Genomic DNA, 14,271 nt, shown 5'->3' on the forward strand with positions numbered 1-14,271 from the left:
GCTACGCGCGCGCGGCGAGCGCCGTCAGGGCCTCGCCGGTGACCCGGCGCGTGGTCCACTCGTCCATCGCGTGGGCGCCGAGGGCGCGGTAGAACCCGATCGCCGGCTCGTTCCAGTCCAGCACGGTCCACTCCAGTCGCGGGTAGCCCTTGTCGACGCACTCCCCCGCCAGGGCGGACAGCAGGGCCACGCCGTACCCGTTCGAGCGGAACCGCTCGTGGACGTAGAGGTCTTCGAGCCAGATGCCGTGGCGCCCTGTCCACGTCGAGTAGGTGAGGAACCAGATCGCGATCGCGCGGATCTCGCCCTCGCCGCCGTCCACCACGAACGCGAAAGCGCGGGGGTCGTCGCCGAACAGGGTCGCCGCGATCATCTCGGCCGTGTTGTCGACGGCATCCGGTTCGCGTTCGTAGTCGGCGAGGGCCTGGACGCAGGCGAGGATGCCGGTCTCGTCGCCGCGTCGGGCGGGGCGCAGCTCGGCGCCATCGGTGAGGGTCGTCATGCTCCGAGGCTATCGAGCGCGCCCGCGGTCAGCCGAGCGGCTCCCAGCTCTGCTGTGCGACGCGGCGGAAGTTGCCGCCGAGCACGGCGGCGATGTCGGCGTCGGCCCATCCCCGCTCGCGCAGGGCGGCGCCGAGACCGATGAACGTTTCGGGCGGCATCCACTCCACCGGACCCCACGCGGTGTAGCTGGCGTCGTACAGCTCGGGACTCGACGCGAGCTCGACGCGGAAGGTCTGCCAGTCGAACGAGAAGTCGGTGCTGACCCCGACGTGCGCGACCCCGACCAGCTCGACCGCGTACTCGAGGTGGCGCGCCATCGCCTCCAGCGTCGGAGTGTTGGGCCCCAGGAAGATCCCCACGCCCGTGATGCCGACGACCCCGCCGGTGTCGGCCGCGGCGCGCGCCTGGTCGTCGGTGAGGTTGCGCGGGTGCTCCCACACGGCCCGCATGTTCGAGTGGCTGAACACCACGGGGCGGGTGGATGCGGCGCACATGTCCATCGAGGTACGCACGCCGACGTGCGAGCCGTCCGGCACCATGCCCGACCGGTTCATCTCGCGGACGAGGTCGCGGCCCCAGGTGGTGAGCCCCTCGTCGATGGGGTCGAGGCAGCCGCCGCCGACGGCGTTGGCGTGGTTGTAGACCGGGCCGAGCGCGCGCACGCCCGCGGCGACGAGTCGGGCGACCGCGTCGAGGTCGCCGCCGAGGGGACCGGCGTCCTCGAGGTCGAACACCACGGCGGTGTCGCCCGCGGCGGCGATCCGATCGACGTCGTCCACCGACGCGGCGAGCGCCAGGCCGTCGATCCGCTCGACCTGCGCGCGGAAGGCGCCGAGCAGGGATGCCGTGAGCGCGGGCGGGTGCGGGGAGAAGCCGACGTTCAGCGACACCAGGCCCCCGCCCGCGGGACGGTAGCGGTGCAGTTCGCCCAGGTCGGCGGTCTCGACGAGTTCGGCGCAGGCGTGCTGGTCCCAGAGCATCAGGCGGCGGCCGACTCTCGAGACGACGACACCGGTGCGAGGGAGGCGTCCAGCGCCTCGCGTCCGTCGAAGACGAAGCAGCCGCCGTTCCAGTGCGCCCCGCCCTGCTCCTCGAACCACCCGAGGATGCCCCCGTCGAGCTGGTAGGCGTCGACTCCCTCGTCGCGCAGGTGCAGGGCGGCCTTCTCGCACCGGATGCCGCCGGTGCAGAACGTGACGACCGTCTTGCCCTCGAGGGCGTCGCGGTGGGCGCTCGCGGCATCCGGGAACTGGGTGAAGCGCTCGATGCGCCAGTCCTTCGCGCCGGCGAAGGTGCCGTAGTCGACCTCGAACGCGTTGCGGGTGTCGACCAGGACGACCTCGCGGCCCTGGTCGTCGGCGCCGCGATCCAGCCAGCGTCGGAGCGTGTCCGGTGCCACCGCCGGGGCGCGTCCGTCCTGGGGGCGCACCTCGGGCCGATCCATGCGGATGATCTCGCGCTTGACCTTCACCAGCAGCCGCCCGAAGGGCACGGTGTCCGACCAGCTCTCCTTCGCGCGCACGGTCGCGAAGCGCGGGTCCCGCCGCAGCGCGTCGAGGAATCCGCGCACGGCGTCCGCCCCGCCGGCGAGGAACAGGTTGATCCCCTCGTCGGCGAGCAGGATGGTCCCGCGCAGCCCGGCCGCGCTGGCGCGCTCGCGCAGCGTCTCGCGCAGGGCGGCGGGATCGTCGATGCGCGTGAACAGGTAGGCCGAGACGTTCAGGACGGATGCCATGGCATCCACCCTACGAAACGGAGTCGACCTGTTTCGGCGTCGAGACACGCTGGCGTCAAGCCGCCGGACGCCCCCGCCGTATCGCCTAGCGTGGGAAGCACTCGTCCCCGGGAGGAAGCGTGCCCCACGACCCCGCGCCAGCGACCCCGACCGTGTCGGTCGTCATCCCCGTCCGCGACGACGCTGCGCACCTGCGCCGCTGCCTCGAGGCCCTTCGGGCGCAGACGCATCGTCCCGACGAGATCGTCGTGGTCGACAACGACTCCTCGGACGACAGCGCGGCCGTCGCCCGCGACGGCGGAGCGCGCGTGGTGTTCTGCGGTGAGCGCGGCATCCCCGCGGCGGCCGCGACGGGCTACGACGCCGCCCGCGGTGAGCTGATCCTGCGTCTCGACGCCGACAGCATCCCCGAACCGACGTGGGTGGGGAGCATGGTCGACGCCTTCGCGGATGACGCCGTGGACGCCGTCAGCGGCGGCGCCGTGTTCCACGACGGTCCCGCGGGGCAGCGCGTGGGCATGGCGCGGGCGTTCCTCGGCACCTACGTCGCCTTCGCCGCCCCCGCCCTCGGCCACGCCCCGTTGTGGGGGTCGAACATGGGCCTGCGTCGCAGCGCCTGGCGCGATGTGCGCGACGAGGTGCACCTCGACCCCGAGCTGCACGACGATCTCGACCTGGCCTACCACCTCGGCGTCCGGCACCGGATCGGCGTCGTCTCGGGCCGGCACATGCGCGTGTCGTCGCGGACCGTCCAGCCCCGTCGCTTCGCGCGGTGCTTCCGCCGCGGGGCGGGCACGGTGTTCGCCCATTGGCCCGAGGACATCCCCCCGGCCCGGTGGGTGCGGGTGCTCCGGCGCCATCGACGCCGCGCCGACCGCGCGCTCGAGGAGGCCCGCGCGTGAGCGGCGTGCTGTTTCCGACGGTCCGCGCGCCCGAGCTGCACGTGATGAGCTTCAACATCCGGCGTCGGTTCGACCGCGTCACCTGGCCGCCCGCCGACCGCTGGCCGCTGCGCAAGCAACGCCTGCGCACGTTCCTGAGCGCCACCACGCCTCACCTGCTGGGCGCACAGGAGGCCATGCCCGACCAGGCGCGGTGGGTGCAGGACGCGCTCGGCTCGTCGTACGGCCGCGTGGGCCTGGGCCGCGGACCGCGGAAGGACGGCGAGGGCACGCCGCTGTTCTACGACCGGGATCGCCTCGAGGTCGAGGACTGGCAGCAGGTCGCCCTCTCGGACACCCCCGACGTCGCCGGATCCACCGGGTGGGGCAACACCATCCCCCGCATCGCCGTCATCGCGCAGCTGCGCGATCTCGAGACCGATGCGCGGTTCACGTTCGTGAATACGCACTTCGACGCGTTCTCGGCGCGGGCGCGCCGCCGGTCCGCGGCCTGGCTGCACGATCTGGCCGCGACGCGAACCCGCCCGCTGCTGTTCACCGCGGACGTCAACGCGCACGTGCGCTCGGCCGAGCTGGAGGCGATGTTCGCCGACGGCGGCCTCGTCGACACCTGGTCCTTCGCCCCCGCCCGCCGCACCGCGGAATGGGGATCGTTCAACAACTATCGACGGCCCAAGCTGGGGGCACGTCGCATCGACGCGATCCTCTCAAGCCCCGATGTGGGCGTCCGCGCCGTCGGGATCGACCCGCGCCCGACCGGGACGCAGTGGCCGAGCGACCACCTGCCGATCCAGGCCGTCGTGCGGCTGCCCGCGAGCGCGACGTCGTGACCGCCGGCATCCCCTCCGCGCGACCCCGTCCATCCGGGGAGGGATGCCGATGCTCGCGGCGATGATCGCGAACCTGAAGCGACCTCCGCGCACCGTTGCCGAGTGGCTGGCCGACGCGGTGCGGGCCGGGGCGATCGTCACCACGGTCGTCGCCCTGTTCACCCTGCCGTTCACCGACTTCGCGGTGCTGTCGATGGCGCTGCCGGCGGTGATGCTCTCGCGCATGATCGGTCTGCGTTCGGGCCTGGACCTGGTGACGTGCGTGACGGTCTTCGTCGCGGCCGGAAGCAACGTGATCGACCTCTACCGGGCCTGGACGGGGTGGGACCTCATCGTGCATGCCGTGTGCACGGGGGTGCTGGCCGCCGTGGCCCTGGTGCTGCTCGACGATGGCGGCGTGATCGCACCGACCGGGCGCCGGCGCACCCCGATCGCCGTCGCCACGATCGCGGGACTGGCCCTGAGCGCCGTGTGGGAGATGGTCGAGTGGTTCGGCTACCGCTTCATCACCGACGCGATCTTCGTCACCTACGACGACACCATCGGCGACATGATCGCCGGAGGGGCCGGGGCGCTCGCCGCCGGGGTTCTGGCGTCGCGGTTCGCGTCGACCCGCGCAGACCGCGCCCCGCTCTGACGCCCGCTCGTCGCGACCGCCACCGCGGGCGAGGCACGGGTCTCGGCAGCCGCCCGGTCACGTGGCGCGCGCACCCCGACGGCGGGTGGCAGCCGACGTGTCAATCCCCCGTGGCGCCCGGGTACGCCCCGACAGCATGGGCGAACGCCAACGGAAGGAAGAACGATGTCGAAGGATCTGTCGAAGGGCGACCGCGTCAGCTGGGACACCCCGCAGGGCAGGACGCAGGGCACGATCGTCGAGAAGAAGACCAAGGACTTCCAGCACGACGGCCAGAAGTTCACGGCATCCGACGACGATCCGGCCTACATCGTCGAGTCGGAGAAGTCGGGCTCGAAGGCCGCGCACAAGGGATCGGCGCTGAACAAGCTGAAGAGCTGACCCGCGTGCGCGGGCGAAACTCCTGACGTCCCGGCGGTGGTGCACTCCCGGACGGGCGCAACGCCGCGAGGGGGAGGATTCCTCAGGAGTTTCGCCCGCGCCGCGCGCGCACCGGGACCGGTCGCCGCGCCCCGTCCCGGACGCGCGCCCTCGTCGGCTACCCCTTCGCGTCGCGCCGCTTGCGCATCTGCGCGAGCGCCAGTCCCAGCCGGTGATTACCCGCCAGCACGTCCTCGTGCCGCTCGAGGAACTCCCAGTACGCGTCGGTGAAGACCGAGTCCTTCGCCTCCTGCGCCGAGGGCCACCACGAGCCCATCTTCTGCAGGTACGCCCCGCCCGAGACGTAGGGCTTGGTGGCGACGAAGCCCCCGTCGGCGAACTGGCTCATCCCCATGACGTTGGGCACCATGACCCAGTCGTACGCGTCGACGAACAGCGCGAGGAACCAGTCGTTCACCTGTCGGGGCGCGTACCCCTGCAGCAGGAACCAGTTGCCCAGCACCATGAGCCGCTCGATGTGGTGCGCATAGCCCCAGCGGTGCACCCTCTCGAGCACCGTGCGCACGGGGAGGGGCAGGTCTTTCGGCATCCGCTCCCCCGAGAACCAGTACTTCTGGATGCGCTTGTCCAGGTGCAGGGCGTTGACGTGCTCCAGCTTGGGATGCGCGCGGTACATGCCGCGCATGTACTCGCGCCAGCCGATCACCTGGCGGATGAATCCCTCGACGGATGCCAGGGGCGCATCGGTGCGCGTGGCCGCGGCCACGACCTCGTCGACGGTGAGCAGCCCGATGTTCAGCATCGGGGAGATGATCGCGTGGAAGAGGAACGGCTCGTCCGCCTTCATGGCGTCCTCGTAGCGCCCGAAGTCGTGCAGCCGCTCGGCGACGAACACGTCGAGCCAGTCGCGCGAGTCCTCGGGGGTGACGGGGAGCCAGAAGTCCGCGGCGGACCCCGGGTGCTCGGGGTAGCGCTCGTCGACCTCGGCGATCACGGCGCGCGTGATCTCGTCGTGCTCGAGCTGCGGCAGGGGCGGGATCTCGACGCCCTTCTTGGGCAGGGCCTTGCGGTTGTCGGCGTCGAAGTTCCAGCGGCGTCCAGCCGGTTTCCCCCCGTCCATCAGGATGCCGGTCCGTCGCCGCTGCCAGTGGTAGAAGTCCTCCATGAGCGGCGTCGGGTGCTCGGCGAACCACCCGTCGACGTCCTCTTCGGGGGTGAGGAAGAGCCCGTCCGACAGGACGTCGGTCTCGACGTCGTAGTCCGCGCAGATTCGCGCGATGCGTTCGTCGACCGGTCGGTTGGGGTCGCTCATCCACGTCAGCTCGGTGACGCGGTGCCTCGTCAACAACTTCTCGAGCCCCGCTTTGAACGTGAGGTCGTCCTCGAGGGTGACGCGGCGCACCGTCTTCCCCTCGGCTTCGAGCCGCGCGGCCGTGTGCCGCATCGCCGAGACGAGGAGCACGATCTTGTGCCGGTGGTACGGCAGCTTCGAGAAGCGGGGCGCCGACTCGATGAAGAAGAACTCCTGGATGCCGTCGTCGGCGTAGGCGGGGTGCTCCGCGAACTGCTGGGTGGCGAGGATCAGCGCGGCCCTCATGCGCGCCGCCTCTGCGCCGCGGCCTTCGCCCGGCATCCCCTCGAGCAGTAGAGGACCTGGTCCCACTGATCGCGCCCGCTCCAGCGCTTGCGGTCGGTGAACGGCCGGCCGCAGTACGCGCAGGGCTTGGAGCGCAGTTCGGGTCGTGACATGCCGTCATCGTCGCAAACGCGTGGTCGACGCATCGGGGGCTTGCGCTGTCACGCCGTCGATCCCTCGGGCGGCGGGACGGACGTCGGGCCCCACCCCGATCCGGGGCGGGACCCGGCGCTGCTCACTCGGGCAGGTCGAACTTCTCGTTCTCGCCTCCGCGCGGACGCTCGCCCGTCACCTTCGACGTCACCAGCGCGATCGCGGTGGCGATTCGTCCGCCGGCGCTCCCCCAGTACTCGCCGCTCAGGGCGGACACCTTCAGCAGCGTGACACCCGGGGATTCGGGCCCGTCGGGGAACCACGCCTCGACGCTGGTCGACCACAGCTCCTTGAGCTTCGCGAGATCGTCGACCACCTCGGCGTCGCCGGCGAGCGAGAGCCAGGTGCCGTCGGTGCTGAACGACAGCCCGACCTTCGGGTCGCGTCGCACGTGCTCGACGGCCGACGCGTGGGTGCCGACGATGAACCACAGGTCACCGTCCGACTCGGTCTCCTGCACGGTCAGCGGGTGGGCGTGCAGGGCACCGTCCTCGGCGCGCGTGGTGACCATGGCGAAGCGGAACTTCTTCAGCAGTTCATTGAGCATGTCGAGCTCGGGGGTGGTGGCGGTCATGACGCTCCTTCTTGTCGAGGTCCCCAGCCCACCCGCCCGCGCGGGGGCTGCGCTACGCGTTGACGTCGGCCGGTGGATCTGCTCTCGGCGGGGCGACCCGATCGAGCTCAGCGAGGGCCTCGCGCGCCCGCTGCATCCGCGCGGGCACGTCGTCGTCCCACCACCGCGGTCCGCGCTCCCCCAGGCCCGCCTTCGCCAGCCCCACGCGGTGGCGGGCGGACGTGGTCCCCTCGTCGTCGCCGGCGCGCCTGGTCGTCCGCACGGCCGCGCGCGCTCGGCCCAGGTGCGAGCGCAGTCGCGCCGTGACCTCGTCCGGAAGCGCCGGGTCGGTGCGCCGCCACCGGCGCCCGTCGACCACCAGCCAGCGTTCGTCGTCGGCGGCGTCTTCGATTCCGGATGCCATGCCCCCAGTCCACCCCCGCCTCTCCGCCCGCGAAACTCCCCGGGCAACGCCCGGGCATCCGTGCTACCGTGGGGCTATTCATTCTGGGATCTGCTTCATCGACGCCCGCCTCATCGCTGAGATGCCGGGCGCACGGCGCCGAGCCGTTTCCAACAGCATTCCCTCCCTCAATCATCGCGTGCACCGCTCGACGGCATCCGCCCTCGCGTCGCACTCGCGGAAAGTCTCTGTGTCTCTGCTTCACCCTTCGCCACTGTCGTGGCGTCAGGCCGATCTCGACGTGTTCGTCGCGACGGCCGGATCCGACTACGCCGGTTTCGTCGGCGCGGCCACCTCGGGCTACGAAGCCCAGGGTCCGCTCGGCGAGAACCTCGGCGTCCACGCGTCCGTCGAGACGGCTCAGGCCGCCGTCGACGGGCATCGCGTCCGCGTCACCGACTCGGTGCCGCGGCGTCCCCGTCCGCTCCGCGTGCGTCGGGGCGGCACCCACGGTCGCATCTGCGGCCCAACATGAATAAAGGAAGAACACGATGGCCACTGGCACCGTGAAATGGTTCAACTCCGAAAAGGGCTACGGCTTCATCGCTCCCGATGACGGCTCGGCCGACCTCTTCGCGCACTTCAGCGCGATCCAGGGCAACGGCTTCAAGGAGCTCACCGAGGCTCAGAAGGTCGAATTCGACGCCGAGCAGGGCCCCAAGGGCATGCAGGCGGCGAACATCCGCCCCCTCTGAGCTCCGCTCCCCCCGCAAGCCGGGTGCGTCGCCTCGCGACGCCCCGGCTTGTGTCGTTCCCGGGCGCGGACGGGGTCCGATGTTTCCGTTTCCCGTGAGGCTGCTGGGCATGTGGACGTATGCCGAGTCGTCCATACGGCGCCCCGTAGTGTGGGCCTCAGTCCGGGGTAGCCGCCCCGGCTCCCGACCACGGTCATCCCGATCCGAGGAGCAGTCCATCGCTTCCACCATCGTCGAGTCCCGCCTCGGCCCCGTCCGCCAGACCTACTCCGGCACGACGGAATTCCCCCCCATCACCAAGGCCTACACAGAGTTGTCCCAGGTCGTCCGCGAGAGCGGATTGCTGGTGCGCACCCCCGTCTTCTACGCGGTCGTCGCGAGCGCGATCGTGCTCGGCTTCGCCGGCTGCGTGACCGGATTCATCCTGCTCGGAGACAGCTGGTTCCAGCTGTTCATCGCGGCGGCCCTCGGCATCCTGTTCACGCAGGTGGCGTTCCTCGCCCACGAGGCCGCGCACCGCCAGATCTTCGCGTCGGGACCGGCGAACGACCGCCTCGGCCTGTTCATCGGCAACGGCATCGTCGGCATGAGTCGGTCGTGGTGGGCGTCGAAGCACACGCGGCACCACGCCAACCCCAACCGCGTCGACAAGGATCCCGACATCGAGATCGACACGATCTCGTTCCTCGACGTCGACGCCGCCAAGGCGCGCGGCGTGCAGCGCTGGATCACCCAGCGTCAGGGGTACCTGTTCTTCCCCCTGCTGGCGTTCGAGGGCATCAACCTCTACGTGCTGGCGCTGCGCCACCTGTTCTCGCGCGGTGAGATCAAGGGGCGCTGGGGCGAGCTGGGTCTGCTGGCGCTGCGCCACGCGATCTTCATCGCGCCGATCTTCCTCTTTTTGCCGGTGGGCCTGGCCTTCGCGTTCTTCGGGGTGTCGGTCGCGGTGTTCGGCATCTACATGGGTGCGTCCTTCGCGCCCAACCACAAGGGCATGCCCATCATCGCCCCCGGCGCCAAGCTCGACTTCTTCAGCAAGCAGGTGCGCACCTCCCGCAACATCGCGGGCGGCTGGTGGGCCACGTGGCTCATGGGCGGTCTGAACTACCAGATCGAGCACCACCTCTTCCCGAACATGCCCCGTCCGCACCTGAGCCGTGCGCGCCTCATCGTGCGCGAGCACTGCGAGACGCTGAACGTGCCCTACGTCGAGACGACACTGCTGCAGTCGTACGGCATCGTCATCGCGTACTTGAACCGTGTGGGCCTCGCCGCCCGCGATCCGTTCGAGTGCCCGATGACCGCGTCCACGCGTCACCTCACGGTCGAGAAGGGCTGAGCTCTCACCGAGAGCCATCCGTCCCGAAGGCGTCGCACCCCGTGGTGCGGCGCCTTCGTCGTTCACGCGCGCGAGACCTCGCGCAGGCGCACGTCGTGGATCCCGGCATCCGCGAGGGTGAGGGTCATGATCGTGCACGCGGGCTGGCGACGCCGATCGGTGGGCGACCCGGGGTTGAGCAGGCGCAGGCCGCCCGGGGTCGTGGTGTCCCACGGGATGTGGCTGTGGCCGAACACCAGCAGGTCCGTGTCGGGGAAGGCGGCATCCATCCTCTTCTCGCGCCCCGCGGACGCCCCGGTCTCGTGGACCACGGCGACGCGCACGCCCTCGATGTCCGCGCGGGCGATCTCGGGCAGGCGCTCGCGTAGCGCGGGACCGTCGTTGTTGCCCCAGACGCCGAGCAGCGGCCCGATGCCGACGAGCCCGTCGAGCACGCTCTCGTCGACCCAGTCGCCGGCGTGGACGATCAGATCGGCCCCCGCGGCGGCGCGCCGGACCTCGACGGGCAGCGCGCGGGCGCGCTTCGGCACGTGGGTGTCGGCCACGAGCAGCAGGCGGGTCGGCATCGTCCCACGCTAGCGAGGCCCGCACGGACACGGACGGGGCTTGTCCCGTGCGGCCGGGCGTCCTCGACCGCAGACGCGCGCGAGAATGGAGGGATGCCGACCTCTCGCCGCCTTGCCGTCCTGGCTCTCGTGATGGATGCCGCCCTCGTCGTCGTGTTCGCCGCGATCGGCCGCGCGACGCACGACGGCGCCGTCCTGGGCCCCCTCGGCACCGGCCTGCTGACCACGGTCTGGCCGTTCGTGGTCGCCCTGGCCCTGGGGTGGCTCGTCACGGGCGTCTGGCGCGCGCCGCTGGCCCTTGTGCGCACGGGACTGCCCCTGTGGGCGATCACCGTCGTGCTGGGCATGATCCTGCGGGCGGCGAGCGGTCAGGGGATCGCGATCGCTTTCGTGATCGTCGCGGCGATCACCCTGGCGGTGTTCCTGCTCGGCTGGCGTGCGATCGCCCTGCTCATCGTGCGTTCACGCCGTCGCGCCGCGCGCTGACGCTGCGCGGACGGGACCCGGCGCGTTCCGGACGCGCGGCGTGACGCCGAGCGCCGACGCCGCAGGCCGCGGGCCGAGGTCGGGCCGCGCTGCCGTCGCACCGCCCGTGACGGCGCACGACGAGCGTCAGGCCTCGTCGGCGAGAGAGACGTCGACCTGGATTTCGGTCGCGAGACGCTCCAGCTCGGCGACGAGGTCGTCGATCGCGACATCGGCGGGCACCGTCGCGGTGATGGTGGCCTCGAACAGCCGTCCGCCGGCCATCGCGGCATCCGTGGTCTGCGTCGACATGCGCTCGATGCTCGCCCCGTGCCCGCTCAGCGCGGACGAGACCTCGCGCACGATACCGGCGCGGTCGTTGCCGACCACGTCGAAGGTCACCGCACGCGCCGACGTGACGGTCGCCTCGGCCGCGCCCGCGTGGACGGTGACGCTCAGCGTGCCCGCCAGGGTCTCGAGGGCGGCGCGCAGGTCGTCGGCGCGCTCCGGCGCGATCGACACCGCGACGATCCCGGCGAAGGCGCCCGCCAGTTCGGCGAGCTCACTGTTCTCCCAGTTGCCGCCGTGGGAGTCGACGATGTCGGCGACCGCGGACACCAGGCCCGCTCGATCGTCGCCGACGACGGTGAGGACGAGGGTGGTCATGCCGACAGCGTAGCCAGCGGACGTCTCACGCGGTCGCCGTGGCGGCATCCCATCGTCGTGTCGCGGCGGCGTTGAGCACCGCGGTCGCGAGCACGAGAGCGGCCGCGACGGCGGGCAGGAGCATCGCGGCCCCGACCGAGACGCTCTCGGCGACCGCGCCGGTGATGGCCGACGACAACGCCTGCGCGAGGGTCAGCGCCGAGGCGAGCAGCGTCATCGTCGAGGCGGACCGCCCGCGCGGCGCGCGGAGCCCGGCGAGGCTGAAGACCGTGACGAGCGAGGGACCGACGCCGATACCCATCACACACAGCACGACCGTGACCGTGACGACCGACCCTCCGACGGTGTACGCGCCCGCCGAGGCGGCCAGGATCGCTGCGAAGGCGACGAGTCGCCACCGTAGCGCGAACGCCTCGGGCAGCAGCGCCACGGCCAGCGCGAGCACGGCCGAACCGACGCCCATCACGCCGTAGAGCAGGGCTCCCGCTTCGGGGGCGCCCTGGGCCTCCATGAAGGCCGTGAGCGAGGTCAGCGTCGAGCCGAAGAACAGGCCGACCCCGAACACCGCCGCCACGAGCACGATCAGTCGCGGCCGCAGCAGCTCTCGCGTCGGCGCCATCTCGGCGCGCTCCGCGCGCGCGGGCACGGCGCGTCCGGTCGGGTGCAGGGCGAAGGCCGTGACGAACACGAAGCTGAGCACCGACGCCCCGACGATGGGTGCCCACGGGGCGATGAGCGCCGCCAGCACGCCCACGACGAAAGGCCCGATGACGAACGCGGTCTCGTCCGCCGCGGATTCGTAGGCCATCGCACGCGAGAAGGTGCGCTCGCGACGCTCGGGGCGCACGCGCTCGCCGATCAGCGCCATGATCCGGCTGCGCGACATCGCGGCGGTCTGCGGGCCGGTGAGCCCGATCGCGGCGGCTGCCGCCAGCAGCAGGGCGTCCGACGTCGCGTATCCGACGACGAGCGGGAAGACCGCGAGCAGGATGCCGTTGGCCAGACCCACCGGGACGAGCACGCGTCGCTGCCCGAACCGGTCGGCGAGGTCGCCCAGCACGGGACCGGCGACGACCACGCCGAGTCCCACAGCGGCCGAGGTGAGGCCGCCCAGCGCGACCGAGCCGCGCAGCGCGACGACGATGGCGAGCACACCGACGGTCATCATGGCGAAGGGCAACCGGGCGACGAAGGCGACGGGGAAGTACCAGAACCCCGTGTGCTGCACGAGCGGACGGTCGAGGACGGCGGCTGAGGACGCGGGCAATGACATGGAGCGGTCTCCGGGAGGCGGTGGAACGTGCCGCCTTGCCGGACCGGTAGGTAGGTGCACTCTGTGCGGCGGGACGATCCCGCGGGCCCATTCTACCGCGAGCCGCGGGACGCCGCCCGGGTCACGAGACGAAGGCGACGACGGCGGCGATCACCGATGCCAGAGCCAGCACCAGCGCGATCGCGATGAGCACCGTGTGGACGATCAGGAACGCCGTCGGCTTGCCCGCGGCATCCCGGGCCCGGGGGTCCTTGGCGATGCGGGGGTAGAAGCGCGGCCAGACGACGGCGTTGAAGACGGCGTTGGCGAACAGCAGGACGATCAGGAGCGGTTCCACCCCTCGAGCCTAAGCGGCGGCGGCCGCGCTCAGGTCGCGCACCCGATGCAGCGGCGGGCGAAGGGACGCGCCTCGAGCCGCGCCTCGGCGATCGGACGCCCGCAGGTCTCGCAGATGCCGTAGGCGCCGGATGCCACGCGCTCCCGCGCGGCGCGGATCTCGTCGCGCTCCGCCTCGGCCCCGCGGCGCAGCGCGTCCACCTGCGCCCACTCCCCCGACAGCGTCGACCCCTCGGGATCGTGCTCGTCGTCGGCGGTCGCGTCGGCCCGGTCGTGGCGCAGGCTGTCGTCGTCCTCGCGCAGCCGGGTCAGGCGCGCCTCGACCTGGCGCTCGCGGTCGTCGAGCATGCGCGTCGCGGTGATGGCATCCATGGTGCGACGCTAGCCCCCTCCTCCGACATCGGGGGTCGGGCAGGATCGGCTCATGAACGAACTCCGACGCCACTGGACGCCCACCGCCGTGGCGTACCTCGTCCTTTCGGTCGCCGGGCTGGTGGGCACGTGGGTCTTCAACGCCTTCGCGATCGTGCAGATGCGCGATTTCGTCGGCGACCTCGTGTCGAGCGGCCCCGCGGTGTCGTCGATCACCGTGGATCTGCTGGTCGTGGCGATCGCGGGCAGCATCTTCATCCTCGTCGAGGGTCGGCGCCTGGGCATGCGCTTCGCGTGGGTGTACGTGGTGCTGTCGGGGCTGACGGCGTTCGCGTTCACGTTCCCCCTGTTCCTGGCGATGCGTCAGCGTCGACGGACGGCCCGCGCCGCGCGGTGACGGCGACGCACGGCGCCGCGACGCGCCGCCCGGCCGGAGTGGGCGACGCGTCGCGGTGATGCGCGGCGGTCAGCGCGCGGCGAGCCCCTCGCGCAGCCCCTCGACCAGCGGGGTCGTCGGGCGCCCGATGATGCGGGCCAGGGAGCCGTCCGTCTGCGACAGCGCCCCGCGGGCGATCGCGTCGTCGATGCCCGCGACGAACGCCGCCGTCCCGGCATCCAGTCCCGCCGCCTCCAGACCCGCCGTCAGCTGATCCAGGGTCACGGCGGTGTACGTCACCGGGCGGCCCAGCACCTCGCTGGCCGCGGCGGCGAGCTCGTCGTAGCTCCAGGCCACGTCACCACCCACCTCGATCGTCCGACCGGCCA

General features: G+C 71.8%; 21 protein-coding genes and 1 pseudogene. 9 read left to right on the top strand and 13 right to left on the bottom strand.

Going from position 1 to position 14,271, the window contains the following annotated elements:
• Nucleotide 1: 1 nt before the first annotated feature.
• The 3 genes from QZ433_RS02640 to QZ433_RS02650 are packed head-to-tail and all read right to left on the bottom strand — an operon-like array spanning nt 2 to nt 2,239.
• Nucleotides 2–502 carry a GNAT family N-acetyltransferase gene (locus QZ433_RS02640; RefSeq protein WP_295779885.1) on the bottom strand — a complete coding sequence of 167 codons (501 nt, stop codon included), beginning with the start codon at nt 500–502 and terminating at the stop codon, nt 2–4.
• A 28-nt stretch (nt 503–530) separates the two neighbouring features.
• The gene (locus QZ433_RS02645; RefSeq protein ID WP_295779886.1) at nt 531–1,484 is read right to left on the bottom strand and encodes a membrane dipeptidase; all 954 of its coding nucleotides are present in this window, start codon (nt 1,482–1,484) and stop codon (nt 531–533) included.
• Nucleotides 1,484–2,239 carry a sulfurtransferase gene (locus QZ433_RS02650; RefSeq protein WP_295779887.1) on the bottom strand — a complete coding sequence of 252 codons (756 nt, stop codon included), beginning with the start codon at nt 2,237–2,239 and terminating at the stop codon, nt 1,484–1,486. Before QZ433_RS02650 ends, QZ433_RS02645 begins: the two co-directional genes overlap by 1 nt.
• Before the next feature lie 119 nt (nt 2,240–2,358).
• On the opposite strand from QZ433_RS02650, the gene QZ433_RS02655 reads away from it, so the two are divergent.
• From QZ433_RS02655 to QZ433_RS02670, 4 genes are all read left to right on the top strand, one after another.
• Nucleotides 2,359–3,141 carry a glycosyltransferase family 2 protein gene (locus QZ433_RS02655; protein WP_295779888.1) on the top strand — a complete coding sequence of 261 codons (783 nt, stop codon included), beginning with the start codon at nt 2,359–2,361 and terminating at the stop codon, nt 3,139–3,141.
• Entirely contained in the window at nt 3,138–3,971 is an 834-nt protein-coding gene (locus QZ433_RS02660; protein WP_295779889.1) for an endonuclease/exonuclease/phosphatase family protein, read from the top strand. Before QZ433_RS02655 ends, QZ433_RS02660 begins: the two co-directional genes overlap by 4 nt.
• 61 nt (nt 3,972–4,032) lie before the next feature.
• Nucleotides 4,033–4,608, top strand: coding sequence for a hypothetical protein (locus QZ433_RS02665; RefSeq protein ID WP_295779890.1), 576 nt, complete (start codon nt 4,033–4,035; stop codon nt 4,606–4,608).
• A 165-nt stretch (nt 4,609–4,773) separates the two neighbouring features.
• The gene (locus QZ433_RS02670) at nt 4,774–4,989 is read left to right on the top strand and encodes a DUF2945 domain-containing protein (RefSeq protein WP_295779891.1); all 216 of its coding nucleotides are present in this window, start codon (nt 4,774–4,776) and stop codon (nt 4,987–4,989) included.
• Nucleotides 4,990–5,146: 157 nt separating this feature from the next.
• Here QZ433_RS02670 and QZ433_RS02675 read toward each other — a convergent pair whose 3' ends face one another.
• The 4 genes from QZ433_RS02675 to QZ433_RS02690 form a co-directional block, all read right to left on the bottom strand.
• On the bottom strand, nt 5,147–6,586 hold the full coding sequence (locus QZ433_RS02675) for a cryptochrome/photolyase family protein (protein WP_295779892.1): 1,440 nt from the start codon (nt 6,584–6,586) through the stop codon (nt 5,147–5,149).
• The gene (locus QZ433_RS02680; protein WP_295779893.1) at nt 6,583–6,738 is read right to left on the bottom strand and encodes a DUF2256 domain-containing protein; all 156 of its coding nucleotides are present in this window, start codon (nt 6,736–6,738) and stop codon (nt 6,583–6,585) included. The genes QZ433_RS02675 and QZ433_RS02680 overlap by 4 nt, the downstream gene beginning before the upstream one ends.
• 122 nt (nt 6,739–6,860) lie before the next feature.
• Nucleotides 6,861–7,352 carry a pyridoxamine 5'-phosphate oxidase family protein gene (locus QZ433_RS02685; protein WP_295779894.1) on the bottom strand — a complete coding sequence of 164 codons (492 nt, stop codon included), beginning with the start codon at nt 7,350–7,352 and terminating at the stop codon, nt 6,861–6,863.
• Between the two features lie 52 nt (nt 7,353–7,404).
• Nucleotides 7,405–7,755, bottom strand: coding sequence for a biopolymer transporter Tol (locus QZ433_RS02690; RefSeq protein WP_295779895.1), 351 nt, complete (start codon nt 7,753–7,755; stop codon nt 7,405–7,407).
• Nucleotides 7,756–7,984: 229 nt separating this feature from the next.
• Between QZ433_RS02690 and QZ433_RS02695 the strand changes: the two genes are divergently transcribed.
• The 3 genes from QZ433_RS02695 to QZ433_RS02705 all read left to right on the top strand — a co-directional run bounded on the left by QZ433_RS02695 (nt 7,985) and on the right by QZ433_RS02705 (nt 9,828).
• Complete coding sequence (locus QZ433_RS02695; RefSeq protein ID WP_108317685.1) at nt 7,985–8,269, top strand: hypothetical protein; 285 nt, start codon at nt 7,985–7,987, stop codon at nt 8,267–8,269.
• 16 nt (nt 8,270–8,285) lie between these two features.
• Entirely contained in the window at nt 8,286–8,489 is a 204-nt protein-coding gene (locus QZ433_RS02700; protein WP_013583139.1) for a cold-shock protein, read from the top strand.
• A gap of 217 nt (nt 8,490–8,706) precedes the next feature.
• Entirely contained in the window at nt 8,707–9,828 is a 1,122-nt protein-coding gene (locus QZ433_RS02705) for an acyl-CoA desaturase (protein WP_295779904.1), read from the top strand.
• A gap of 62 nt (nt 9,829–9,890) precedes the next feature.
• Here QZ433_RS02705 and QZ433_RS02710 read toward each other — a convergent pair whose 3' ends face one another.
• Nucleotides 9,891–10,394, bottom strand: coding sequence for a metallophosphoesterase (locus QZ433_RS02710; RefSeq protein WP_295779896.1), 504 nt, complete (start codon nt 10,392–10,394; stop codon nt 9,891–9,893).
• Between the two features lie 93 nt (nt 10,395–10,487).
• On the opposite strand from QZ433_RS02710, the gene QZ433_RS02715 reads away from it, so the two are divergent.
• Nucleotides 10,488–10,880, top strand: a complete 393-nt coding sequence (locus tag QZ433_RS02715; protein WP_295779897.1) for a DUF3054 domain-containing protein — start codon at nt 10,488–10,490, stop codon at nt 10,878–10,880.
• A 126-nt stretch (nt 10,881–11,006) separates the two neighbouring features.
• On the opposite strand, the gene QZ433_RS02720 is transcribed toward QZ433_RS02715, so the two are convergent.
• From QZ433_RS02720 to QZ433_RS02735, 4 genes are all read right to left on the bottom strand, one after another.
• Nucleotides 11,007–11,525, bottom strand: coding sequence for an ACT domain-containing protein (locus QZ433_RS02720; RefSeq protein ID WP_295779898.1), 519 nt, complete (start codon nt 11,523–11,525; stop codon nt 11,007–11,009).
• Nucleotides 11,526–11,550: 25 nt separating this feature from the next.
• On the bottom strand, nt 11,551–12,798 hold the full coding sequence (locus QZ433_RS02725; RefSeq protein ID WP_295779899.1) for an MFS transporter: 1,248 nt from the start codon (nt 12,796–12,798) through the stop codon (nt 11,551–11,553).
• Nucleotides 12,799–12,919: 121 nt separating this feature from the next.
• On the bottom strand, nt 12,920–13,135 hold the full coding sequence (locus QZ433_RS02730) for an SCO4848 family membrane protein (RefSeq protein ID WP_295779900.1): 216 nt from the start codon (nt 13,133–13,135) through the stop codon (nt 12,920–12,922).
• Nucleotides 13,136–13,164: 29 nt separating this feature from the next.
• Nucleotides 13,165–13,506: a TraR/DksA C4-type zinc finger protein gene (locus tag QZ433_RS02735; protein WP_295779901.1), complete on the bottom strand. Its 342-nt coding sequence runs from the start codon at nt 13,504–13,506 to the stop codon at nt 13,165–13,167.
• A 52-nt stretch (nt 13,507–13,558) separates the two neighbouring features.
• Between QZ433_RS02735 and QZ433_RS02740 the strand changes: the two genes are divergently transcribed.
• The gene (locus tag QZ433_RS02740) at nt 13,559–13,903 is read left to right on the top strand and encodes a DUF2834 domain-containing protein (protein WP_295779902.1); all 345 of its coding nucleotides are present in this window, start codon (nt 13,559–13,561) and stop codon (nt 13,901–13,903) included.
• A gap of 69 nt (nt 13,904–13,972) precedes the next feature.
• Here QZ433_RS02740 and QZ433_RS02745 read toward each other — a convergent pair.
• Nucleotides 13,973–14,271 (bottom strand): annotated as a pseudogene (locus QZ433_RS02745) (NAD(P)-dependent oxidoreductase); the annotation flags it as partial.

The sequence above is a fragment of the uncultured Microbacterium sp. genome, assembly GCF_913776565.1.
GTDB lineage: Bacteria > Actinomycetota > Actinomycetes > Actinomycetales > Microbacteriaceae > Microbacterium.

Coding starts and splice junctions, on each gene's coding strand:
- QZ433_RS02640 (WP_295779885.1), bottom strand. CDS start 502: ATGACGACCCTCACCGATGGCGCCGAGCTGCGCCCCGCCCGACGCGGC.
- QZ433_RS02645 (WP_295779886.1), bottom strand. CDS start 1,484: ATGCTCTGGGACCAGCACGCCTGCGCCGAACTCGTCGAGACCGCCGAC.
- QZ433_RS02650 (WP_295779887.1), bottom strand. CDS start 2,239: ATGGCATCCGTCCTGAACGTCTCGGCCTACCTGTTCACGCGCATCGAC.
- QZ433_RS02665 (WP_295779890.1), top strand. CDS start 4,033: ATGATCGCGAACCTGAAGCGACCTCCGCGCACCGTTGCCGAGTGGCTG.
- QZ433_RS02670 (WP_295779891.1), top strand. CDS start 4,774: ATGTCGAAGGATCTGTCGAAGGGCGACCGCGTCAGCTGGGACACCCCG.
- QZ433_RS02675 (WP_295779892.1), bottom strand. CDS start 6,586: ATGAGGGCCGCGCTGATCCTCGCCACCCAGCAGTTCGCGGAGCACCCC.
- QZ433_RS02680 (WP_295779893.1), bottom strand. CDS start 6,738: ATGTCACGACCCGAACTGCGCTCCAAGCCCTGCGCGTACTGCGGCCGG.
- QZ433_RS02685 (WP_295779894.1), bottom strand. CDS start 7,352: ATGACCGCCACCACCCCCGAGCTCGACATGCTCAATGAACTGCTGAAG.
- QZ433_RS02690 (WP_295779895.1), bottom strand. CDS start 7,755: ATGGCATCCGGAATCGAAGACGCCGCCGACGACGAACGCTGGCTGGTG.
- QZ433_RS02700 (WP_013583139.1), top strand. CDS start 8,286: ATGGCCACTGGCACCGTGAAATGGTTCAACTCCGAAAAGGGCTACGGC.
- QZ433_RS02710 (WP_295779896.1), bottom strand. CDS start 10,394: ATGCCGACCCGCCTGCTGCTCGTGGCCGACACCCACGTGCCGAAGCGC.
- QZ433_RS02715 (WP_295779897.1), top strand. CDS start 10,488: ATGCCGACCTCTCGCCGCCTTGCCGTCCTGGCTCTCGTGATGGATGCC.
- QZ433_RS02720 (WP_295779898.1), bottom strand. CDS start 11,525: ATGACCACCCTCGTCCTCACCGTCGTCGGCGACGATCGAGCGGGCCTG.
- QZ433_RS02725 (WP_295779899.1), bottom strand. CDS start 12,798: ATGTCATTGCCCGCGTCCTCAGCCGCCGTCCTCGACCGTCCGCTCGTG.
- QZ433_RS02735 (WP_295779901.1), bottom strand. CDS start 13,506: ATGGATGCCATCACCGCGACGCGCATGCTCGACGACCGCGAGCGCCAG.
- QZ433_RS02740 (WP_295779902.1), top strand. CDS start 13,559: ATGAACGAACTCCGACGCCACTGGACGCCCACCGCCGTGGCGTACCTC.